18 protein-coding genes are annotated in these 21867 nt (G+C 72.2%); 5 read left to right on the top strand and 13 right to left on the bottom strand.

The features are described from left to right. Window positions 1-7: 7 nt before the first annotated feature. Genes B5D60_RS10540 through B5D60_RS10515 form a run of 6 tightly spaced genes read right to left on the bottom strand, consistent with a single transcriptional unit; the run spans window position 8 to window position 7911 of the window. Window positions 8-1378 carry an NAD(P)H-quinone dehydrogenase gene (locus B5D60_RS10540; RefSeq protein ID WP_078700120.1) on the bottom strand — a complete coding sequence of 457 codons (1371 nt, stop codon included), beginning with the start codon at window positions 1376-1378 and terminating at the stop codon, window positions 8-10. Between the two features lie 44 nt (window positions 1379-1422). Further along, window positions 1423-2082 carry a biliverdin-producing heme oxygenase gene (locus B5D60_RS10535; RefSeq protein WP_078700119.1) on the bottom strand — a complete coding sequence of 220 codons (660 nt, stop codon included), beginning with the start codon at window positions 2080-2082 and terminating at the stop codon, window positions 1423-1425. A gap of 49 nt (window positions 2083-2131) precedes the next feature. Then, complete coding sequence (locus tag B5D60_RS10530; RefSeq protein WP_078701388.1) at window positions 2132-2923, bottom strand: heme ABC transporter ATP-binding protein; 792 nt, start codon at window positions 2921-2923, stop codon at window positions 2132-2134. Then, window positions 2920-3960, bottom strand: coding sequence for a FecCD family ABC transporter permease (locus B5D60_RS10525; protein WP_078700118.1), 1041 nt, complete (start codon window positions 3958-3960; stop codon window positions 2920-2922). Before B5D60_RS10525 ends, B5D60_RS10530 begins: the two co-directional genes overlap by 4 nt. 4 nt (window positions 3961-3964) lie before the next feature. After that, window positions 3965-5071, bottom strand: a complete 1107-nt coding sequence (locus B5D60_RS10520; protein ID WP_078700117.1) for a heme/hemin ABC transporter substrate-binding protein — start codon at window positions 5069-5071, stop codon at window positions 3965-3967. After that, window positions 5068-7911 (bottom strand): HtaA domain-containing protein, encoded by a 2844-nt coding sequence (locus B5D60_RS10515; RefSeq protein ID WP_172806331.1) that lies wholly within the window; start codon window positions 7909-7911, stop codon window positions 5068-5070. The genes B5D60_RS10520 and B5D60_RS10515 overlap by 4 nt, the downstream gene beginning before the upstream one ends. Before the next feature lie 120 nt (window positions 7912-8031). Here B5D60_RS10515 and B5D60_RS10510 point away from each other — a divergent pair, with 120 nt between their 5' ends. After that, the gene (locus B5D60_RS10510; protein WP_172806330.1) at window positions 8032-9645 is read left to right on the top strand and encodes an HtaA domain-containing protein; all 1614 of its coding nucleotides are present in this window, start codon (window positions 8032-8034) and stop codon (window positions 9643-9645) included. 78 nt (window positions 9646-9723) lie between these two features. Here the strand turns inward: B5D60_RS10510 and B5D60_RS10505 are convergent, their stop codons facing one another. Continuing rightward, window positions 9724-10287 (bottom strand): TetR/AcrR family transcriptional regulator, encoded by a 564-nt coding sequence (locus B5D60_RS10505; protein WP_078700114.1) that lies wholly within the window; start codon window positions 10285-10287, stop codon window positions 9724-9726. Between the two features lie 122 nt (window positions 10288-10409). Here B5D60_RS10505 and B5D60_RS10500 point away from each other — a divergent pair, with 122 nt between their 5' ends. Together B5D60_RS10500 and B5D60_RS10495 are read left to right on the top strand one after the other, a co-directional pair. Further along, a complete protein-coding gene (locus B5D60_RS10500) occupies window positions 10410-11210 on the top strand; it encodes a purine-nucleoside phosphorylase (protein WP_456236401.1) in 801 nt (266 codons plus the stop codon). Between the two features lie 36 nt (window positions 11211-11246). Continuing rightward, entirely contained in the window at window positions 11247-12863 is a 1617-nt protein-coding gene (locus tag B5D60_RS10495) for a phospho-sugar mutase (protein WP_078700112.1), read from the top strand. A gap of 178 nt (window positions 12864-13041) precedes the next feature. Here the strand turns inward: B5D60_RS10495 and B5D60_RS10490 are convergent, their stop codons facing one another. From B5D60_RS10490 to B5D60_RS10465, 6 genes are all read right to left on the bottom strand, one after another. Further along, window positions 13042-14109 carry a Gfo/Idh/MocA family protein gene (locus tag B5D60_RS10490; RefSeq protein WP_078700111.1) on the bottom strand — a complete coding sequence of 356 codons (1068 nt, stop codon included), beginning with the start codon at window positions 14107-14109 and terminating at the stop codon, window positions 13042-13044. Beyond that, window positions 14106-15512 (bottom strand): xylulokinase, encoded by a 1407-nt coding sequence (locus B5D60_RS10485; protein ID WP_172806329.1) that lies wholly within the window; start codon window positions 15510-15512, stop codon window positions 14106-14108. The genes B5D60_RS10490 and B5D60_RS10485 overlap by 4 nt, the downstream gene beginning before the upstream one ends. A gap of 10 nt (window positions 15513-15522) precedes the next feature. Continuing rightward, window positions 15523-16434: a sugar phosphate isomerase/epimerase family protein gene (locus B5D60_RS10480; RefSeq protein ID WP_078700109.1), complete on the bottom strand. Its 912-nt coding sequence runs from the start codon at window positions 16432-16434 to the stop codon at window positions 15523-15525. Continuing rightward, window positions 16431-17213, bottom strand: a complete 783-nt coding sequence (locus tag B5D60_RS10475; RefSeq protein WP_078700108.1) for an ATP-binding cassette domain-containing protein — start codon at window positions 17211-17213, stop codon at window positions 16431-16433. The genes B5D60_RS10480 and B5D60_RS10475 overlap by 4 nt, the downstream gene beginning before the upstream one ends. After that, the gene (locus tag B5D60_RS10470) at window positions 17210-18187 is read right to left on the bottom strand and encodes an ABC transporter permease (protein ID WP_078700107.1); all 978 of its coding nucleotides are present in this window, start codon (window positions 18185-18187) and stop codon (window positions 17210-17212) included. Before B5D60_RS10470 ends, B5D60_RS10475 begins: the two co-directional genes overlap by 4 nt. A 66-nt stretch (window positions 18188-18253) precedes the next feature. After that, window positions 18254-19297, bottom strand: coding sequence for a substrate-binding domain-containing protein (locus B5D60_RS10465; RefSeq protein WP_172806328.1), 1044 nt, complete (start codon window positions 19295-19297; stop codon window positions 18254-18256). 163 nt (window positions 19298-19460) lie between these two features. Between B5D60_RS10465 and B5D60_RS10460 the strand changes: the two genes are divergently transcribed. Together B5D60_RS10460 and B5D60_RS10455 are read left to right on the top strand one after the other, a co-directional pair. After that, window positions 19461-20651 carry an ROK family transcriptional regulator gene (locus B5D60_RS10460; protein WP_078700106.1) on the top strand — a complete coding sequence of 397 codons (1191 nt, stop codon included), beginning with the start codon at window positions 19461-19463 and terminating at the stop codon, window positions 20649-20651. Between the two features lie 50 nt (window positions 20652-20701). Next, window positions 20702-21853, top strand: coding sequence for an ROK family transcriptional regulator (locus tag B5D60_RS10455; RefSeq protein ID WP_172806327.1), 1152 nt, complete (start codon window positions 20702-20704; stop codon window positions 21851-21853). Window positions 21854-21867 lie beyond the last annotated feature (14 nt).

Genomic DNA, 21867 nt, shown 5'->3' with positions numbered 1-21867 from the left:
TCGTGCTTCAGACTTGGCGGTGCAGGCGGCGCGCCACCTCGCCGACCGTGCCGGACATCGACGGGTAGACGCTGAAGGCGTCGGCCACGTGGTCGACGGTCAGCGACGCCGACACCGCGACCGAGATCGTGTGGATCAGCTCGCTGGCCCGGGGGCTCACGACGACGCCGCCGATCAGCGCGCCGATGCCCTGGCGCGCGTACAGCTTGACGAAGCCGTCGTGGATGCCCTGCATCTTCGCCCGGGGGTTCGCCGCGATCGGCAGGATGGCGGTGTCGACCAGCAGGCCCTGCTCGTCGATCTCCCGCTGGCCGACGCCCACGGTGGCGATCTCCGGCGAGGTGAAGATGTTGCTGGAGACCTTGCGCAGGTCGAGCGGGTGCACGGCGTCGCCGAGCAGGTGGGCCATCGCGATGCGCCCCTGCTGCGCCGCGACGGAGGCGAGCATGAAGACGCCGGTGCAGTCGCCGGCCGCGTAGACGCCGGGGATGTTCGTGCGCGAGACCTTGTCCACCGCGATGAAGCCGCCGTCGTCGGTGTCGATGCCCACCTCGTCGAGGCCGAGGTCGGCCGTGTTGGGGATGGAGCCGAGGGCGAGCAGGCAGTGCGAGCCGGTGACCGTGCGGCCGTCGGTCAGCGTGACGACGACCTGGTCGCCCTCGCGGCGGGTGGAGGCCATGCGGGACTTCCCGAGGACCTTCATGCCGCGGCGACGGAACACGTCCTCAATGAGGCTGGCGGCGTCGGGGTCCTCGCCGGGCAGCACCCGGTCGCGGCTGGAGACGAGGGTGACCTCGGCGCCGAGGCCGTTGTACGCGCTGGCGAACTCCGCGCCCGTGACGCCGGAGCCGACCACGATCATGTGCTCGGGCAGCTCGCGCAGCGCGTAGACCTGCTCCCACGTGAGGATGCGCTCGCCGTCGGGCTGCGCGTCGGCGCTGACCCGCGGGTGGGCGCCGGTGGCGATGAGGATGCCGTCGGCCGCGAGGCGGACCTCGCCGTCGGGCGTGGAGGCGATCACGGTGCGCGGGTCGGCGACGCGGGCGATGCCCGACAGGACCGTGACCCCGGCGGAGACGACCCGCTCGGCGATGTCGTCGGACTGGGCCGAGGCCAGGCGCAGGACGCGGTCGTTGACGGAGGCGAGGTCGGCACGGGGGGCCTTCGGGACCTCGACGCCGAGCTCCGCGGAACGACTGACCTCGTGCAGCAGGTCGGACGTCGCGATGAGGGTCTTGCTGGGCACGCAGTCGGTCAGCACCGTGGAGCCGCCCAGGCCGTCGCGCTCGACGAGCGTGACCTCGGCGCCCAGCCGTCTGGCGACCAGCGCCGCCTCGTAGCCGCCGGGTCCGCCACCGATGATCACGACATGGGTCATGTCCCGATTGTCCCGCATGACGGCGTCACCGCCCGCGGCGAGGGTCAGCGGGCGAAGCGCGGCAGCTGGGTGGAGAGCTCCTCGAAGAGCGCACCGTTGAGACCGAAGACCACCTTGACCTCCTCGACGACCCGCTGCTGGTCGCGCGGGGTCAGCGGGAGGGAGTCCAGGCTGGCGCGGTAGGCGTCCTTGTAGAGCTTCGGCTTGGGCACGGCCTCGAACTGGTAGAAGGCGATCCCGCGGCCCTCGGGCAGGTCGAAGGTGCGCGCGAGGATGCGGCCGATCGCCTGGCCGCCCGACAGGTCGCCGAGGTAGCGCGTGTAGTGGTGCGCGACGAACAGCGCCGGGTCGGCGGCCGCGGCCTCGATGCGTGCGACGTAGCGGTCGACGGCCGAGCTGTGCACCTGCGGCACACCGGCGGCGCCGGACCAGTACGCGAGGTCGGTGTCGATCGCGGCGAGGCGGTTGATCGCGGGATCGATCACGGCGCCGGCGATGGGGTCGTCGGCCAGGCGCGCGCCCACGGACTCCAGCGCGGCGTAGATCGGGCGCAGCATCGCCAGGTACTCGGTGTAGCCGGTCTCGTTCACCCGGCCGTCGAGCAGGCACGACATGAAGCTCGAACCCTCGGCGTCCTTGTGCTCGGACTGGGAGCCGTCGCGCATCTGCACGGACAGTCCGGTCTCGGTCGGCAGCACGGTCATGATCGCGCCTCTCTGTGGGGGTGGCTCAATGATATGACACGTTGTCAGATCAAGATGACACTGTGTCCGAAAGACCACGATGTGGGATGACGATCAGGTGACCGTCGGGGGCGGGCAGCACGTGCACCGCGATACCGTAGACCGACTCGACGCGCTCGGGTGTCAGCACCTCGGCCGGCGTGCCGGCGCTGACGAGGCGCCCGCCGTCGATCATCGCGATGCGATCGGCCCGGGCCGCCGCCAGCGACAGGTCGTGCAGGACCACGACGACGGCACGGCCGACCGCGGCCAGCGACCGCGCGACGACCATCACCTCCTCCTGGTGTCGCAGGTCGAGGGCCGCGGTGGGCTCGTCGAGCAGCACCACGTCGGTGCGCTGCGCCAGGACACGAGCCAGGGAGGCGCGTGCCTTCTCGCCACCGGACAGGGCCGTGAACGGCCGCTCCAGAAGGTGGGCGATGTCGGTGCGCTCGATGGCCTCGGCGATCGCCTCGTCGTCCTGCGCCGCCGTGGCGTGGCCGACCCACGGATTGCGTCCCATCTCCACGACCTCGCGGACGGTGAACGGGAAGCTGACCTGGTTGGCCTGCAGGAGCACCGCACGGGTCCGCGCGAGGTCGCGGGCCGACCACTGCGCCAGCGGGCGACCGTCGAGTCGCACGTCGCCCTCGGCGATCGGGACGTCTCCGGTCAGGGCGCCCAGCAGGGTGGACTTGCCGGCCCCGTTGGGGCCCACGAGCGCCAGCACCTCGCCGTGCACGACGTCGAGGTCGACCTCGCGCACGATGTCGCGCCCGCCGAGCCGGCACACCAGGCCCCGGACCTCGTACGCCGCGGTCATGCCCATCCCCCGGCCTTCGAGCGCGTGGCCCGCACGAGGTAGAAGAAGAACGGTCCGCCGATGAGCGACGTCAGCAGGCCGATCGGCAGGTCGGAGCCGGGAACGATCGTGCGGGCGAGCAGGTCGGCCCAGACGAGCAGTGCCGCGCCGCCGATCACGCTGGCGATCAGCAGGGTGCGGTGCGAGGGGCCCAGCAGCATGCGCACGAGGTGCGGCACGACCAGGCCGACGAACGCGATGATGCCGGCGAAGGCCACCGCCACACCGGTCAGCAGCGCGACGAGCAGGATCGATCCGATGCGCAGGCGCTCGACGCGCAGCCCGAGGTGGGCCGCGGTGCGCTCCCCCAGCGACAGCAGGTCGTAGCGGCGCGCCAGCAGGCAGGCCACCACGACGGCGGGCAGGCCGACGGCGGCGACGATCAGGACCTCGCTCCAGCGTGAGCCGTTCATCGAGCCGAGCTGCCAGAAGACGATCTGCTCGCGCGAGCCGGTGTCGGAGGCGAACATCACCAGCGCGAGACCGGCGCCGGCGAAGGCGTTGACCGCGATGCCGGTCAGCAGCAGGGTGACGACCTCGGTGCGGCCGCCGACCCGGGCCGTGGCGTAGACGAGCACGGTGGCCAGGAAGCCCCCGGCGAAAGCCAGCACGGCAACACCCCAGCCGCCCAGCGCGACGAACCCGAACGACAGCGCGATGGCCGCACCGAGGGCCGCACCGGCCGAGACGCCGACCACGCCGGGCTCGGCCAGCGGGTTGCCGAAGATCGCCTGCATCACCGCGCCCGCCACGGCGAGCGTGGCACCGACGAGCAGGCTCATCGCCACGCGCGGGAAGCGGATCTGCAGCAGCGTCTGCTCGACGATCATGTCGTCCGGACGCCACGAGGTGTCGATGCCGATGCCGTGCAGCATCGCGCCGACGACGTCGCGAGGACCGACCGGGAGCTGGCCCACGGAGGCCGACACGAACGTGCCGATCACCAGGAGGACGGCGAACCCGGCCAGCACGGCAGTGCGCCGGCCGGCGCTCACCACTGCGTCACTCCTGGGCCTCGGGCACGTAGATCGCGCGCGCCAGCGCCTCGACGACCCCCGCGGAGCGAGGGCCGAACGACAGGACGTCCCCGTCGGACATGTCGACGAAGCGCTTGCTCTGGCCGGCGGGGGTCAGCGCGATCGCGGGCTTCTCGGCCAGCAGGCCGTCGACGCCGCCGGTGGACTCCAGCCCGTGCGTCATCACGAGGATGAGGTCGGGCTTCGCCTTGACCAGTGCCTCGTCGGTGAGCGGCTGCATGCCCTTCCAGCCCATCTCGTTCGCGACGTTGACGCCGCCGAGGGCGCCCACGAGGTCGCCCACGCCGGAGTCGTCGGCGAACAGGTAGTAGACGCCGGAGTTGCCGCGCAGGTAGAGGAAGACCATCCGCAGCCGGTCGGACTCCTGCTGCGGGACGAAGCGCTCGACCTCGGCCGTGGCGGCCTCGACATCGGCCTCGATCCGGTCGGCCAGGGCCTGGCCGGACTGGGGCAGCCCGACGGCGGCGCCGACGTCGCGCGCGAGCTGGGCGGCTCCCTCGAAGCTGGCGTCGTTCTCGAGGAAGATCACGGGCACGCCGGTGTCGGCCAGCTGCTCGACCACGTCGCGCGGGCCCATCGAGCCGTCGGTGATGATCACGGTCGGCTTCTGCGCCATGACGGACTCGGCGTTGACCGCGTGGCCCTCGGCGGTGATGAGCGGGAGGTCCTCCGCACCCGGGAAGTCGGTGGAGACGTCGCGCGCCACGAGCTGGTCGCCCAGGCCGAGACCCCACAGCGAGGCCGCGATCGAGCCCGCCATGTCGAAGGCGACGATGCGCGACGTGTCGGTGACGGTCACCTTGGTGTCGCCCGAGCGCACGTGCGAGACGACCGTCGCCGGCAGCTGGGGCTTCTCGTCCGTGTCGACCGGCTCGATGTGGCGATCGGTGAGCAACGCGGTGCTGGGGCCGGTGATCTCCTTGGCCGGCTGCGACGCTTCGAGCTCGGACAGCGGCGGCAGGTCGGCGCCGGCGCCGGGGTCGCTGCCCTCCTGGCCGGGACCACAGGCGGTGAGCAGCAGCATCGAGAGAGCGGTCAGCATCGCGGCGGCCGCGCGCGCGGGCCGCCTCATGCATCCGCCCCGGGGGTCCGGCGTCGCATGACGAGCACCGTACCGGCGATGGACGCGAGCATGAGCAGCACCGTCCCCGCGAGCCACAGCGGCCAGTCGGCGGAGGAGGCCGGGGCCAGCGGGTCGAGGGCGACAGCCGCCGCGTCCTCAGCGCCCGCGGCGGGCTGCGCGGCGACGGCGGCGCAGTCCTCGGCCACCGTGTAGGTCAGCGTGACGGGATCGAGTGCCGCACCCGACTCGTAGTTCGGGAACGCCGCGCTGCCCGCGCTCGTGAGCGTGGCGGGGATGCCGGAGATCGTGACGGTCTTGCCCTGCTCGGAGACCTCGCCCGCGCTGAGGTCGAGATCGGCGAACGGCACGGCGGCGATCGTCTTTCGGTCGTCCTTGCCGGCCATCGCCGCGTCCATCGTGCCGCCCGTGTAGTCGACCGAGAGCGTGGCGGACTTCGCGTCGGTCATCGTCACCGCGGGGTTGGCGATCGTCGTGTCGAGCGCTCCGTCGTGGCCCGTGAACACCACGGCACCACCGAACTCGAGCTCACCCGCGCGCGTCGTCTCGTCGAGCACGCCGTCACCCTTCGACCAGGTGAACTCGGGCGTCTCGTACGAGGCGTCGCCCTGCGTGGACCAGTCGCCGTTCGCGATCGAGCCGGACACGTAGGCCCGGAACGACTCCTTGAAGCCCCAGTCGAGGCGGGCGTCGGAGAGCTCGCAGCCGACGATCTTCTCCGCCTCGGCGACGTCGATCACGACGCCGCGATCGACCGAGCCCTGGAACGTCAGCGTGTGCTTCCCCGGCTCGAGCGTGGCCGGGATCGTGCCCTTCCACGTGGCGCGGCCCGCGGCGTCGGCGGAGATGTTCTCGGCCAGCACGATCGGGGAGGAGTAGAGCACCACCCGGATGCCCGACTCGTTCGGCAGGAAGCCCGAGCCCGATGCGGTGACCTGGTCGCCCGCCCTCACCTCGTCCTGCTCGAGGGTGAGCCCGGTGGTGGCGGGCGGGGTGGCCGGCGGTGTCCAGTCGTCGCTCGTCGTGGCCGCGACGACCGCGCTGGCCGCGCCCCCGGAGGATGTCGATCCGACCGAGAAGGTCACAGGATCGAGGAGTGATCCAGGGGCGTAGAAGGCCCGGCCCTGGTAGGAGAACATCCCGGCGCCGGCCACGGTGAGGCGCGCCGGAGCACCGGCGTACCGGACCCAGCCGGACTCGGTGGAGCGCTGCGCCGCCGCGAGGTCGAGCGTGGCCAGGTCGACGCGGCCGCGCCCGGTGACGCTCGCGCTGAGAGTGGCCGAGGTGCCCGACGTGACGCGGACCGAGGGCTGGGAGATCGTCAGGTCCAGGGTGCCGTGGTGTCCGTAGAACTTCACGCCGCCCCGATAGGAGGTGGAGCCCTGCGCGCTCGGCGGCGTCGCCGTGGTGGAGGACTGCCCGAAGCGGTAGCCCGATCCGATGGACGCCGCGCCGCCAGAGACCGACACCGAGCCCTTCGCGATGGGCCCGGTGATGTACGAGCGGAAGCTCGCCTTGACGCCCCACGTCAGCTCGCCGGCGCGGCCATCGCGCGCGCCACGGCCGCGGTCGCCCTTCGGCTGGGTGGTCTTGGCCGGTTTGGCGACGGGCGAGGTCTTCGGCGGTGCCGTGGCGCCCTGGACGGTGATCGTGCCGTTCAGGGGATCGAGCGCGGTCCCGGCGCTGTACATCGGCGAGCCGCTGTAGTCGAACATCGCCTCCCCCGCCCGGGTGAGGGTGACCGGCGCGCCTGCGATCGTGACGGCGTTCCGGGCGGCCTTGGTCCGGCCCTGGAGGTCGACGGTGGCGAACGCGAGGTTCCTCAGGTCGTTGCCCTCGCTGTCGCGGACGTCCGCGCGCAACTCCGAGCGCCTGCCGTCAACGACGAGGCGCAGGTTGCGCACCGTGAAGTCGAGGACGCCGTGATGGCCCGTGAACCGCACCCCTCCGCTCGTGCGGACATCGACGACCTTGGAGCTCCACGTGCCCGACGCCGAGACGAACGTGGTGCGCGTGCCGTTGTCGGTGGCGGGCACGAGCGCCTCGGTCGCACCGGCGACGAAGCCCATCTTCAGGTAGCTGCGGAAGGACTGCTTGAGGCCCCACGCGAGCGAGCCGCCGGTGACCTTCGCGTCGTTGGCCGGCGGGGTCGTGGGAGCGGGCTCGGTGGGCTCGGTGGGACCCGGCTCGGTGGGCTCGGGGTCGGTCGGCTCGACCACCGTCTCCAGAGTGAGTTGCGCGGATACCGGATCGAGTGCCGTGCCGGCCGGGTACATCGGCGCACCCTCGTAGGCGAAGAGGTCCGTGCCAGCCTCGGTGAGCACGGCAGGCGCACCGGAGACGGTGACCTTCGTGCCGGAGGAGCTGACCTTGCCGACGAGGTCCACGTCGGCGATGGCGACCCCGGAGCGGCTGGAGCCGTTCACCACGGCGTCGACCCTCAGCTGCGCCGAGTCCCCGGTCCTGACCAGCCGCGGCTTGCCGATCGTGAGGTCGAGGACGCCGTCGTGCCCCTCGAAGCGGACGGACCCCTGCGCAGCGACATCGCCGGCGTCGGCCCACGTGCCCGAGGCCGCGGGGAAGGTGAATCCGTCGGAGGCCGCGGTGGCCGGCGCGGTGGTGGTGACCGTGCCGTGGGCGATCGGCCCAGTGATGTAGTTCCGGAAGGACGACTTCACGCCCCACGAGATCGTTCCGGCGGTGACTTTCGTTCCGGCCTCGGCGGCATGCGCGCGGACCGCGGGAACGGTCACCACGGCCAGGACGGCGGCCAACAGGACGCCGAGAACTCGCACGTGCATGGGCCGGTCGGCGCGATCGAGCACGGTCACTCCCGTCGGAAGGTGGTCAGGATGCGGACCCGGTCAGGTCACCCTTACCTCATCACTATAAGGTGTGCCTTACCTACAGCGGCCGCCGGGTTGGGCGGCTTCCTTTCCGAAAGGATCTGCATGTCTCCCCACACCTTGGTTCGCGGGCGTCGCCTGCTCGCCGGGACGACCGTCGCGGCACTGACCGCCGGCGTCCTCGCGCTCACTCCCGCCACGGCCCAGGCCGCCGAGTCGCAGACGATCGAGGACGGCTCGATCTCCTGGGGCCTGAAGGCCTCGTTCCGCAGCTACCTGACCGGCCCCATCGCCCACGGCACGATCACGCCCACCGCCCCCGCCACGGACACCGGCACCCAGACGGTCTTCCCGCAGGCCTCGGGCTCGTGGGCCGACGGAGAGGCCTCGGTCGGCGCCAAGGGTGCTGTGAAGTTCTACGGCCACGACGGCGCGCTGGACCTGACGATCTCCGACCCGCGCATCGTCGTGACCGGATCGGGCGCCCAGCTGGTCGTCGACGCCGTCGACAGCGAGGACGTCTCGCACGACGACGTCGCGTTCGCCGACATCCAGCTGGCCGGCACGGTCAGCTCCAGCCCCGTCGCCGTGAGCATCACGGCCGCGCCGACCACGATCACCGCCGCCGGCGCCGGACTGCTCTCCAACCAGGGTTCCGCCTTCTACGCCCCGGGCACGGCCCTGGATCCGATCAGCGCGCAGTTCGAGGTCGCCTCGCAGCCGACCGTGACCGTCTCCAAGGTGGCGTTCGCTCCCGACGAGACCGCCACGGTCACCGTCAACGGCTCGGGCTTCGACCCGCAGGACGTCATCGCGGCCCGCCCGCCGCTGGCCGGCAAGTCGGCCGGCGTGTACGTCACCTTCGGCAAGTACGAGCCGAACTGGCGCTACTCCGCCGGTGCTCCCAGCTCGGCGCGCAAGAACGCCGCGGTCAAGTGGGCCGTCCTCGCCGACGACATGAACACGATCGGCGGGGCCCCCGCCGGCGCCATCGAGCTGCGCCCCGACGGCACCTTCACGGCTGAGCTGATCGTCTCCAAGGCGGTCGCGGACGGCCTTGCCGGCCTCACCGAGGCGCACACGCAGTACGGCATCTACACGTACCCCGGTGGCGGTGCCTCGTACGCCGCCTGGGAGTCGTACACGCCCGTCTCCTTCGTCCCGGCTGTTCCCGTGACGAAGAGCCTCTCCACCGCGTACGGCAAGGGTGGCAGCGTGAGCGTCACTGCTCCGGTCGCCGGAACGGTCACCGTCGCGGGCCTCGGCAGCAAGGTCGTCGCGGCCGGTGGCACGGCGGCGTTCGCAGTCTCCAGGAAGCAGACCGCGGGCACGAAGTCCTACCGCGTGACCTTCGCCCCCGCCGACGCGAGCCTCACGGCTCCCGCGGCGACGACCGTCAAGGTGACGGTCGCGAAGACCGCCGCCTCGAAGGGCAAGGTCAAGGTCACCCGCAAGCCCACGTCGAAGAAGAAGGGCCTCGCCGTCGTCTCGGTCAAGGGTGCTTCGGGCGCCGCCGCTCCGACCGGCAAGGTCAAGCTCAAGCTGACCAAGGGCAAGAAGAGCAAGTACGTCACGGCGAACCTGTCGGCCGGCAAGCGCACGGTGAAGCTGCCGAAGCTCGCCAAGGGCAAGTGGGTCGTGAACGTCGCGTACTACGGCAACGCGAACTACACGAAGCGCGGCTACGTGAAGGCGGGCTCGTTCAAGGTCACCAAGTGACCTGAGTCCCCCACCGTCCGAAGGCCCTCGTCAGTCGACGGGGGCCTTCGGCGTTCAGGCGGCGCGGGCGCGGCGGCGTCAGGAGGCGGAGACGGCCGCGAGGACGAAGCGCGTGGTGGTGTCGGCCGACGCGTGCCGGGCGGAGAGCGTGGCGTGCAGCAGCGACACGGTGGCGTCGATGTCGTCCACGACGAACTCACCCTCGGCGACGCCGTCGACGAGGATCTGGCGCAGCACCTGCTCGACCGCGACGACGTGCTCGCGCATCGCCTTGACCGATTCGGGCGAGAGCATCGCGCGCAGCTCGGGACCGAGGCCGATGTGGAAGTCCTTCGACGTGTCCACGTGGTGGCGCACGTACGTCTCGAGGCGCTCGGTCGGCGACGTCCGGCTGGCGAGCGACTCGTTCAGCTCCGCGAGGTAGCGGGAGGTCTCGTCGGTCGCGAACGCGACGACGACGGCCTCCTTGTCCTTGAAGTGGTTGTACAGCGACGACCGGCCGACCTCGGCGCGCGCGGCCAGGTCGGCCATCGTGATGAGGTCGAAGGGCCGGTCGCGCAGCAGCTCCACCAGGGCGGCGAAGACCCGGCGGCGCATGGCGGCGCGGTGCTCCTCCAAGGAGTCCCCGATGATCTTCGGCACGTCCGTAGAGTACGCGCCCCGGCGCCGGCGCGCGTCCCGCGGAGGGGACGCCACGGAGGTCGCCGAATCGCAACCGTTTCGTCATCGTCAGGCCCGTCCGGTGCCGGATCGCCGTCGGTAGGGTGACTCGGGTGAACGCCTACGACCTCGCCAGCGAAGCCGCCACCGCCCTGCGTGACCGCACCGGAGGCGGCGACCACGACGTCGCCCTCGTGATGGGCTCCGGGTGGCTGCCGGCCGCCGACGCCCTCGGCGAGCCCGAGTTCGAGGTCCCCACCGAGGAGCTGCCCGGCTTCAGCAAGCCAGCGGTCGCCGGTCACGGCGGCACCATCCGCTCGGTGCGCGTGGGCGACCTGCGGGCGCTCGTCTTCCTGGGCCGCACCCACTTCTACGAGGGCAAGGGCGTCGACGCCGTCGTGCACGGCGTGCGCACGGCCGCGGCGGCCGGGGTCCGCACGATGGTGCTGACGAACGGCTGCGGCGGCCTCAACCCCGCGTGGACCCCCGGCACTCCCGTGCTGATCCGCGACCACATCAACCTGACCGCCACGTCGCCGATCGTCGGCGCGAACTTCGTCGACCTCACCGACCTCTACGCGCAGCGCCTGCGCGACCTCGTGCGCGAGGTCGACCCGTCCATCGACGAGGGCGTCTACGTGCAGTTCCCGGGACCTCACTACGAGACTCCGGCCGAGGTGAGGATGGCAGGCATCCTCGGCGGCGACCTGGTCGGCATGTCCACCACGCTCGAGGCCATCGCCGCACGCGAGGCGGGCATGGAGGTGCTGGGCATCTCGCTCGTCACCAACCTCGCCGCGGGCATCTCGGACGCGCCGCTGAACCACGAGGAGGTCCTCGAGGCGGGCCGATCCGCCGCCACCCGCATGGGCGCCCTTCTCGCCGACCTGCTGCCCCGCGTCTGACCGATCACCGCGGTCGCCTCCCGCTACCGTGGTCGGATGGACCCGATCGACGCTGCCCGGGACTGGATCTCGCAGGATCCCGACCCGCAGACCCGTGACGAGCTGACCGCGCTGATCGACGCCGGCGACCACGGGGAGATCGCGGCGCGCTTCGCCGGCCGGCTGCAGTTCGGCACCGCCGGCCTGCGCGGCGAGCTCGGCGCCGGGCCGATGCGGATGAACCGGGTCACCGTGGCGCGCGCCGCCGCCGGCCTGGCGCGGCACCTGCTGGCGACGGCCGAGGCCCCCAGCGTGGTGGTCGGCTACGACGCCCGCACCAACTCCGACGTCTTCGCCCGCGACACCGCCGAGATCATGCAGGCCGCCGGCGTGCGCGCGCACCTGCTGCCCGAGCACCTGCCCACCCCGGTGCTGGCGTTCGCGATCGGCCACCTCGGCGCGTCGGCCGGCGTCATGGTCACCGCCTCGCACAACCCGCCGCGCGACAACGGCTACAAGGTCTACCTCGCCGACACGAGCCAGATCGTGCCTCCCGCCGACGCCGAGATCGCCGCCGCCATCGACGCGGTGGGACGCGTCGACGAGCTGCCCCGCGACGACGGCTACTCCGTCCTGGGCGACGACGTGGCGCAGGCCTACCTCGACGCCGTGGCCGCCCTCGTCCCCGACGGACCGCGCGATCTCGTCGTGGCCTACACCCCGATGCACGGGGTCGGCGGCCGCCTGCTCGCCGACGCGGCCGAGCGCGCTGGCTTCCCGGCGCCCCACACGGTGGCCGAGCAGCTGCAGCCGGACCCGGCGTTCCCCACCGTCGCGTTCCCGAACCCGGAGGAGCCCGGCGCGATGGACCTCGCGCTCGCGCTGGCGACGTCGGTCGACGCCGACATCGTCGTCGCGAACGACCCCGACGCCGACCGGTGCGCCGTGGGCGTGCGCACCCCCGACGGCCACCGGATGCTCACCGGCGACCAGGTGGGCGCCCTGCTGGCCGAGTCCCTGCTGACCCGCGGGATCGAGGGCACCTATGCCTGCTCGATCGTCTCGTCCGACCTCCTCGGCCGGCAGGCCGCGGCGCACGGGCAGCCGTGGCGGCAGACGCTCACCGGCTTCAAGTGGATCGGGAAGGTCGAGGGGCTCGTCTTCGGGTACGAGGAGGCCCTCGGCTACTGCGTCGCGCCGCACGTCGCCCGCGACAAGGACGGCATCTCGGCATCGCTGCTGATCATGTCGCTCGCCGCGTCACTCAAGGCGCAGGGCCGCACGCTGCTCGACCTGCTCGGCGACATCTACCGGCGGCACGGCTGGCACGCCACCGGCCAGCTGGCGGTGCGCGTCGACGATCTCGCGATCATCGCGGCGGCCATGGATCGCCTCCGCACCGATCCACCCACCACGCTCGCGGGCGTGGCCGTCTCGTCCGTCGACGACCTCGCCGCGGGCTACCAGGGCCTGCCGCCCACCGACGGGATTCGCCTGGGTCTGGCCGGGGGCAGCCGCATCATCTGTCGTCCGTCGGGCACCGAGCCGAAGCTCAAGTGCTACGTGGAGGCCGTCGTCGCGGTGGAGAACTCCGCGGACGACGCACGCGACGCGGCGGCAGCGACGGTCGAGGCGATCATCGCCGACCTGGGGTCCTACCTGCGGCTAGCCTGAGCACGAGGAACCGCCGCCGGGGCGCCGGAGTCTGCGGCAGAGGAGCCGAGGGAGTGCGACTTTGCCGCGCTCACGACGAGGGAGTCCCCGACGGCGGCGTCCTTGGACGGGCCACGAAGGGCCCGACGCGGCGAACGACGTCGCCTTGCTTCCAGCGTCAGCGCCACGAGCGTGCCTGTCAATTTTTAGCGTTCGGCGCCACGTCGACCCATCGGTCCTGCGCCGCACTCAGCCGGGCCGCATCGAAGATCGCCGCGACGTGGACCGCGTCCGACGCCGGCACCGGCACGGCCGAGCCGGTGCGAATCGCGGAGGCCACCGCCGGGTAGAAGGTGTCCCACCGGCCGCGGTCCATCGCACGCCGCCCCGCACCATCGGGCCCTTCCAGCCATACCGTGCGACCCGGATCGTCCTCGCCCCAGCGCGCACCCGACGAGCGAGGACTCTCGCCGGCGAACAGCTGGTCCTCCTGGGGGTCGAACCCCTCGATGCGCAGGCCGCCGCGGGTGCCGGAGACACGGAACCGCGGGCCCTCCGCCGCCGCGTGCACCGATGCCACGATGGTCGATCGTGCTCCGCTGTCGTGCCGCAGCATGAGGATCGCGTCGTCCTCGCTCAGCCGGTCCTCCCCGAGCGTGCTGAGGTCGCCGAGCACCTGGCGCACCGGTCCGAGCAGGTGGACCGCCTGGTCGATGAGATGGGGGCCGAGGTCCACCAGCACTCCCCCACCCGCCTGCGAGTCGCGGTCGCGGGTCCACCGAGGAAGGTCGGGCCGGAACCGCTCGATCCTGGACTCGAGACGATCGACCCGGCCGAGCTCACCGTCCCGCACGAGCTGCTCGAGCGTGAGGAAGTCCCCGTCCCACCGGCGGTTCTGGTAGACGGTCAGCACGGTGTCGCCCGACGCGGCGGCGACGATGCGCCGCGCGTCGTGGGCGGTGGTCGCGAACGGCTTGTCCACCACGACGTGGAGCCCGAGCTCGAGCGCCTCGACCGCGAGGTCGGCGTGGGTTCCGGCGGGGGTCGTGATCGTCACGCCCTCGACGCCCGCCTCGCGCAGGCTCGCGAGGTCCTCCATCACCTCGAGCGCCTCCGCGCGAGCCTCACGTCCGCGGTCGGGGTTGGTCGACACCACCGCCACCAGGTCCATGCCGTCGGCCGAGCGGATGAGCGGCGCGTGGAACACCCGGCCTCCGACGCCCCAGCCCGCGACCGCCCAGCGCACCGGCGCGAACGACGTCGTCATCGATCGACCTCGGCCAGGAAGCGCGCGTAGCGCTCGTCCAGCGGTCCCGGCTCCCCCGGGCGGACCGCGGAACCCGTGCGCTCCGGCACGGGCGGGCACTCGAGCCCGGCGGCGGCGAAGGCGAGCCGGGCGGAGCCGACGGCCGTGGCGTCCTCGAGGTCGACCCGGCACAGGTCGCGCCCGAGCACGTCCGCCAGCAGCTGCGCGAAGACGGGCGACCGGGTGCCACCGCCTGCCACGTCGATCGCTGGGTCGGCGACCGCCGGCATCGACTCGATGCCGCGACGGATCGTGAAGCAGAGGCCCTCGAGGGCGGCGGCGAACAGATCGGCACGCTCGGTCTCCAGCCCGAGCCCGAACCAGCGGCCCGACCCCGCGGGGGCCGACGTCGGCAGCCGCTCACCCGACAGGAAGGGCACGAATCCCGGTACGGACCGGTGGCGGTCGTAGTCGCGGTACAGGTCCTCCCAGGTCCCTCCGAGCAGGCTGACCACCCGCGTCAGTGCGATGCCCGCGTTCATCACCGCCACCATCGCGTAGGCGCCGCCGTCCGCCGCGCGATACGTGTGGTGGATGACCTCACCCTCGAACGACGGCGTGATGCCCGGCAGGACGACCTGGGCACCCGATCCCACCGTCACGATGAGGCGACCCGAGGCCGAGGTGGAGCCGACGAGGGTGGCGGCGGCGTCGGCACACCCCGCCACGACCGGGATGCCCGGGGGCAGGCCCCAGGCGGTGGCCTCCGGAGCGGCCAGCCGCCCGACGACCGTGTCCGACGGGACGACCTCCGGAAGCAGGTCGGGCCGGATGCCCGCCGCCTCGAGGACCGCCCCGCTCCACTCGTCCAGCTCGAGGTCCCACGCCAACGTCGCGGACGCGTCGGAGTGATCGGTGACGAACGCCCCGGGGACCAGGCGCGTGCGCAACCAGTCCTTCGGCAGCAGGACCCGGTGGGCCCGCGCGACGACGCCCGGCTCGTGGCGGGTGAGCCACGCCAGGACCGGCCCGGTCATGCCGGGCGCGAGGGGGTTCGCCAGCGCACGGCGCCGCTCGGCGGGCAGGCCCTGCCACAGCGCCAGCTCCGCGGTGGCGCGACCGTCGGGCCACAGCACCGCGGGCCGCACGGGGTCGCCCTCGGGGTCGACCAGCACGGTCCCGTGCATCTGCCCGTCGAGGCCGACCGCGAGGACCTCGACGTCCGCCGACGCGAGCACGGCCCGCACGGCGTCACGCGCCGCGGCCTCCCACTGCGCCGGGTCCGTCTCGGCCCAGTGCGGGTGCGGCGAGTCGACGGCATAGCCCCGGTCCGCGCGGGCCAGGACGGCACCGTCCTGGCCCACCAGCACGGCCTTGACGCCGCTCGTGCCGAGGTCGAGGCCCAGGACGCACGGGCGGCTCATGACCGTGCCGTCACGCGTCGATCGAGGCGGACGCCGCGAGATGCGTGTCGATGAAGCCGTGCGCCCGGCGGGCCAGGTCGTCGCCATCGGTCCACAGCGAGCGCCAGACGGCGAGATCGTTGGACAGGGTGGGGCTGACGACGGCCGAGGAGAAGCTCTCGAACGTGATCGGCCCGGTGAAGTCCACCCGGGCGAGCGCATGGAAGAACGCCGGGAAGTCGATCGAGCCCGAGCCCAGGTAGCCCCGGTGGTTCTCGCCGATGTGCACGTAGCCGAGGCGATCGGCGACGTCGAGCACCGGCGTCACGAAGTCCGACTCCTCGATGTTCATGTGGTACGTGTCCAGGTGGATGAACACGTTGTCCTCGCCGATGTCGTCGGCCAGCCGCAGCGCGTCACGCGCCGTGTTGATCACGTTGGTCTCGTAGCGGTTGCAGATCTCCAGGCCCAGGCGCACGCCGCGCCCCGCCGCCTCCTGCGCCAGGGCGCGCAGGACCGAGACGACGTTGGCCCGGCCCGCATCGGTCAGCGGGCGGCCGTACTTGCCGAGGGCGCTGTAGAGCGCGCCGGTCAGGATGGGGCTGCCCAGGCCCGCGACGACGTCGAGCGACTCGTGCAGGATCTTCTCTCCTCGCGCCACCACCTCGGGGTCGTCGCTCGAGACGTCGGCGTCGAAGGCCAGTCCGCGCGAGCAGGCGACGTCGAGCCCGGCCTCCTCGACGGCGCGGCGGGTGTCCTCGACGTCGAGGACCTCCATCTCGTGCAGGGACAGCTCGAGCAGGTCGAAGCCCGCTGCCTTCGTCCGCTGCACGGCCTGGGCGATCTCGTCGGGGCGCGTGCCGCCGACCCAGACGAGGGCGTGCACGCCGATGGGGTTGCGCTGGTCCACGGTGGTGGTCTCCTGGTGATCGTTGGTGGTCATTGCGAGATCGCCCCCGTGATGAGGCCGACGATCTCCTCGCCGCTGGTCTCGACGGTCCGACGTCCGGCGACGCAGCGCCCGGCGCGCATCACCCAGACCTGGTCGGACAGCCGCATGACCTGGTCGAAGTTGTGGCTGATGAGCAGGACCGCGTGGCCCTCGTGGCGCAGCCGCAGGATGAGCTCCTCGACTCGGGCCGTCTCCTGGACGCCCAGGGCTGCCGTCGGCTCGTCCATGATGACGAGCTTGGAGCTGAACCCGGCGGCGCGGCAGATGGCGACGGCCTGCCGCTGACCACCCGACAGCCGGCGCACCGTGGAGGTCACCGCCGGCACGTTCACCGCCAGCTTGGAGACCATCTCCTGCGCACCGCTGCGCATCGCGCGCTTCTTCAAGTACGTGAACGGGCCGAAGCCGCCGGTGACCTCGCGGTTGAGGTAGAGGTTCTGCCACACCGTGAGGTCCTCGACGAGCGCGAGGTTCTGGTGCACGGTCTCGATCCCCGCGTTGCGGGCCTGGTCGGGGGCGTGGAACGCGACGACCTCACCGTCGAAGCGGATCGTGCCCTCGTCGGCGGTGTGCACGCCCGCGATGCACCGGACGAGGGTCGACTTGCCCGCGCCGTTGTCGCCGACGAGTGCCGTGATCTCCCCGGCGCGGACCTGGACCGACACGTCGGCCAGGGCGCGCACGGAGCCGAACGACAGGGACACGCCCTGGGCCTCCAGCAGGACGTCGCCCATGGGCCGGGCCTGCTGTTCGGTGCTGGTGGTCGTCATGTCTCGAACCTCGTCAGGAAGGCCGCGCCGACGACGACGATGCCGACGGCCAGCGGTTGGTAGAACTGGGACACGCCGAGCAGCGTGAGTCCGTTGGTCAGGGCGGTCAGCAGCAGCGCGCCGAACACGGGGCCCTTGATCGAGCCCTTGCCGCCGAACAGGCTGACGCCGCCGAGCACGACCGCCGCGACGGAGTTCAGCAGGAAGGTCGTGTTCGCCGCGGGCTCGGCCGAGCCGACCCGCGCCACGAGCAGGATCGCGGCGAGTCCGGCCAGGACGCCGGAGATCAGGTAGACGGCCATCTTGATCCGTGCGGTGCGCACGCCGGTGGCCTGCGCCGCGTCGACCGACCCACCGGTCGCCAGCACGTGCGTGCCGAACGGGGTGGAGAAGAGCACCAGGTGGGCCAGCACGGCGACGCCGAGCGCGATGAGGAAGGTGTAGGGGATCATCCCGAAGCCACCGGCGGAGAGCTTGAACAGCGGCGCGCTGATGACGGTGATCGGGCGGCCGTCGGACAGGATCAGCGCCAGGCCGGAGGCGGCCGAGAGGGCGCCCAGCGTGACGATGAAGTCGGTGATGCCGCCCTTCGCGATGAGGAATCCGTTCACCAGGCCGACGGCGGCGCCGGCGAGCACCGCGACGATGCAGGACAGGAACAGTCCCTTGCCGCTGGTCATCGCCATGCCGAACGCCACGGCGGCGAGGGTCATCGTCGAGGCGATCGACAGGTCGATGCCCGCCGTGAGGATCACGAAGGACTGCCCGACCGCGAGGATCGTCAGGATGGCCGAGGCCAGCAGCATCGTCTTGATGTTGCCGGAGCTGAGGAATCTCGGGTCGAGGACGGTGAAGATCGCCACGAGGACGACGAGTCCGAGCACGGATGCCCATTCGACCCAGAACGATGGCTGGCGCAGCCGCTCGGCGACGGCCGTGCCGCGCGACGCCGGGGGTGCCGTGGTGGTGGTCATGTGTGGTCTCCGGGTTCTCGACGGGCGGTGCGGGCGGGAGGCGGACTCCCGCCCGCACCGGTCACGTCAGCGGCCGAGCAGGTCCGCGAAGGGGTTGTCGTACTCGTTCGGGGGCTCCGGGAACGCGTCCTGGGCCTCCTTGGCGTTGTCCGGCGTGATGAGGGCGATCGGGGTGTCGACCTTCTCCGGCAGCTCCTCGCCGAGGGCCGCGGCCTCGCAGGCCTGGAGGCCCATCTTGCCCACGACGAACGGGTACTGGGCCACGGCGGCGTCGATGTCGCCGGAGGCGACCCCGTCGATGCCGTCGACCGAGACGACGAGGGTCTTGCCCTTCTTGTCGGCGGCGGCCACGGCTCGCGCCACGCCCATCGCCATGTCGTCGTTGGCCACGAAGAACGCGGCGAGGTCGGGGTTGGCCTGCAGGATCGTCTCGGCCTGCGTCTGGGCCTCCTGGCGGTCCCAGTTCGCGGCGACCTCCTGGACGACCTCGAAGCTGTCGGCCAGGCCCTCCTTGAAGCCGTCGATGCGCTGCGCGCTGGTCACGTCGCCCGCGATGCCGCCGACGGTGGCGACGTCGCCGCCGTCGGAGTCGAGCTTGGCCAGCTGGTCGGCGACCATCTTGCCGGCGGCGACGTTGTCGGTGCCGATGTACGTGGCGATCTCCGCGCCGGCGGCGTCCGCTGCCTTGGCCTCGACCGGGTTGTCGATGTTGACGATCGGCGTGCCCTTGGCCGCGATCTGGGCGATGCCCTGGATCAGGTTCGTGCCGCTGATCGGGTTGACCAGGTAGCAGTCGAACTCCTGGTTGGCCAGGTTCGTGAGCTTGTCGGCCTGGCCGGAGGTGTCGGTGATCGAGGCGGCGGCCTGGATCTCGATGTCGGCGCCCGACTCCTTCTGCTCGGCGTTGATGCCGTCCTCCATGTGCTGGAAGAACGGGTTGTCCAGGCCCTTGATGACGATGCCGATGTTGGTGTCGCCGGCGTCCTTGCTGTCACCGGAGTCACTGCCGGAGTCGTCGGACGAGCCGCACGCCGCCAGCAGGAGTCCCGCGCTCACGGCGACGACGCCGAGCGAGACCCGCATCCTCTTCCTCGTCTGGAAGATGCTCATGTTGCTTCCTCTCACCTCGCGCGCCGGCTGACGCGGCTTTTGATCTTGAGTGTTGTAAATACAACACTTTCTGTCGTGTAATGTACGACACACAGTGGAAGACGCGCAAGCAACATCTGAAATCAGCGCCCGACCAGCCGCGAGAACGCCAGAATGGGGAGTCATGGCCACCTTCGACGAGGGGATCAGCGAGACGCTCTCCCTCCTGCGACGCAAGGGCGGCATGACCCGTGCGGAGATCGTGGCCGAGACCGGACTGTCCCGCAGCGCCGTCAACCTGCGGATCGACGCGCTCCTCGAGGCCCGACTCGTCTCGGGCTCGGCGCGCGAGACGGTGGCGAAGGGCAGGCCCGCCGAGGTCTTCTCCTTCAACAGCGAGCGCGGCAAGCTGCTGGCGGCCGACGTCGGCGCGACGAAGTTCCGCGCCGGCCTGTGCAACCTCGGCGGCGACGTGGAGTCCGAGATCGAGCTGCCGTCCGACGTCTCCGCCGGGCCCGAGATCCTGCTGACCTCGATCATGAAGTGCTTCGAGACGTTCCTCGCCGAGACCGGCACCAACGACGACGAGATCCTCGGAATCGGCCTGAGCCTGCCCGCACCCGTCAAGCGCGGCTCCGGCATGTCGGTCAACCCGCCGATCATGCCGCTGTGGAACCGCTTCGACGTCCCGGCCTGGTTCGGCGAGCGGTTCGCCTCCCCCGTGTTCCTCGAGAAGGACGCGAACGCCATGGCCTACGGCGAGGCTCGGTTCTCCCACCCGGAGGCCGACGACCTGCTCCTGGTCAAGATCGGCACGGGCATCGGCAGTGGCCTGATCCGCGAGGGCCGGCTGTACCGGGGCGCGGACGGCGCGGCGGGCGACCTCGGCCACATCCCCATGACGCTGCCGGGCGACGACGAGGGGCCGCTGTGCAAGTGCGGCAACCACGGCTGCCTCGAGGCGCGCGCCGGCGGCTGGGCCATCCTGCGCGACCTGCGAGAGGCGGGCGCCGACGTCGACTCGCAGGACGACCTGATCGCGGCCCTGGCCGCGGGCGATCCCTCGGCCGTCCAGCTCGCGCGCCGGGCCGGCCAGGCGATCGGCACCGCCGTCGCCACGGCGGTCAACCTCCTCAACCCCCGGGTGGTCGTGCTGGCTGGTCACCTCGTGGCTGCGGGCGGCGATCACCTGCTGCCGGCGATCCGCGAGCGCGTCTACAGCCGCTCGCTCCCCCTCGCGACGGCCGACCTGACGATCGTGGCCAGCAGCCTGCACCCGCGTGAGGGCCTGGTCGGGCTCGCCCACCTGGTCAGCGACGGGATCCTCGAGCCTGCGCAGATCGGGCGCCTGGTGGAGCGCGGGCCCTCCGACTGACGTACTACGGTGTCCGCCAGGGATCACACGGTGTGACGAGAGGTGGGGCAGTGTCCGGATTCGGCGAGGCGCTCGCACTGTTCCGCCGGCACGGTCCCCTCACCCGGGCCCAGGTCGTGGAGCTCTCCGGTCTCTCGCGCGCCACCGCCACCCACCGTCTCGACGGCCTGGTCCGCGCCGGGCTCATCCGCCCACGGGCCGACGACCGCAGCACGGGCGGGCGGCCGGCCGGGGTCTTCGACCTCGCCGCCGCGCGCGGGAGCCTCCTCGTCGCCGACATCGGCAGCAGCCACGCGCGCTACGGCCTCGCCGACCTCCGCGGGCGCGTCCTGGAGGCACTGGACGAGGACATCGCGATCGACGACGGGCCCGACGTGGTGCTCGCCGGCGTCGCCCGCGCCTTCGACCGCCTCGTCACCGACAGCACGCCCCCGGTCCTGGGCGCCGCCATCGGCGTGCCCGGACCCGTCGACCAGCGCACGGGCCGCCTCGTCAGCCCACCCACGATGAGCGGCTGGGACGGCGTCGACGTCGCCGAGCGCATGGCCGCCCACGTCGGCGCACCGACCGTGGTCGACAAGGACGCGAACCTCGTGGCACTGGGCGTCCACCGGGCCCTGCGCGCCGACTCCGTGCCCGGCGCCGACGACCTGCTCGTGGTGAAGGTCGGCATGGGCATCGGCGCCGGCATCATCTCGCGCGGCCTCGTGCTGCACGGCGCCCGCGGGGGCGCCGGCGACCTCGGGCACATCCCCCACGACGACGGTCCGCGCTGCCGCTGCGGGCAGCAGGGCTGTGCAGAGGCCTCCGCCGGCGCGTGGGCGATCGCCGCCCGGCTCCGCGAGCTCGGCCACCCCGTGCGCACGTCGGCCGACGTGGTCGCGCTCGCGGCGAACGGCGACCGCGACGCCACCGCCGCGCTGCGGGCCGCGGGCCGGCGGATCGGCGACGTCGTCGTCGAGGCCGTCGGGGTCCTGAACCCCGCGATGGTCGTGGTCGGGGGCGACCTCGCCGAGGCGGGCGACCTGCTCGTCGACGGCGTCCGCGAGCGGGTCTTCGAGCGCTCGCACCCGCTCGCCACCACCGACCTGACGGTGATCGTGTCCCCACTGGGTGCTGACGCCGGCCTGCTCGGCGCCGCCCAGATGGCGGCCGACGCGGCGCTCGCACCGGCGCGGGTGGACACCCTCGTCGACGCGTGACGCGCGGCGTCATC

The sequence above is a fragment of the Aeromicrobium choanae genome, from assembly GCF_900167475.1.
GTDB lineage: Bacteria > Actinomycetota > Actinomycetes > Propionibacteriales > Nocardioidaceae > Aeromicrobium > Aeromicrobium choanae.
Note: the sequence above shows the minus strand (reverse complement) of the source record. Positions and strands in the feature narration are given on the sequence as shown.

Excerpts from the sequence above, each read along its gene's own strand:
- B5D60_RS10540 (WP_078700120.1), bottom strand. The coding sequence starts at position 1,378 with ATGACCCATGTCGTGATCATCGGTGGCGGACCCGGCGGCTACGAGGCG.
- B5D60_RS10535 (WP_078700119.1), bottom strand. The coding sequence starts at position 2,082 with ATGACCGTGCTGCCGACCGAGACCGGACTGTCCGTGCAGATGCGCGAC.
- B5D60_RS10530 (WP_078701388.1), bottom strand. The coding sequence starts at position 2,923 with ATGACCGCGGCGTACGAGGTCCGGGGCCTGGTGTGCCGGCTCGGCGGG.
- B5D60_RS10520 (WP_078700117.1), bottom strand. The coding sequence starts at position 5,071 with ATGAGGCGGCCCGCGCGCGCGGCCGCCGCGATGCTGACCGCTCTCTCG.
- B5D60_RS10510 (WP_172806330.1), top strand. The coding sequence starts at position 8,032 with ATGTCTCCCCACACCTTGGTTCGCGGGCGTCGCCTGCTCGCCGGGACG.
- B5D60_RS10495 (WP_078700112.1), top strand. The coding sequence starts at position 11,247 with ATGGACCCGATCGACGCTGCCCGGGACTGGATCTCGCAGGATCCCGAC.
- B5D60_RS10490 (WP_078700111.1), bottom strand. The coding sequence starts at position 14,109 with ATGACGACGTCGTTCGCGCCGGTGCGCTGGGCGGTCGCGGGCTGGGGC.
- B5D60_RS10485 (WP_172806329.1), bottom strand. The coding sequence starts at position 15,512 with ATGAGCCGCCCGTGCGTCCTGGGCCTCGACCTCGGCACGAGCGGCGTC.
- B5D60_RS10480 (WP_078700109.1), bottom strand. The coding sequence starts at position 16,434 with ATGACCACCAACGATCACCAGGAGACCACCACCGTGGACCAGCGCAAC.
- B5D60_RS10475 (WP_078700108.1), bottom strand. The coding sequence starts at position 17,213 with ATGACGACCACCAGCACCGAACAGCAGGCCCGGCCCATGGGCGACGTC.
- B5D60_RS10470 (WP_078700107.1), bottom strand. The coding sequence starts at position 18,187 with ATGACCACCACCACGGCACCCCCGGCGTCGCGCGGCACGGCCGTCGCC.
- B5D60_RS10465 (WP_172806328.1), bottom strand. The coding sequence starts at position 19,297 with ATGAGCATCTTCCAGACGAGGAAGAGGATGCGGGTCTCGCTCGGCGTC.
- B5D60_RS10460 (WP_078700106.1), top strand. The coding sequence starts at position 19,461 with ATGGCCACCTTCGACGAGGGGATCAGCGAGACGCTCTCCCTCCTGCGA.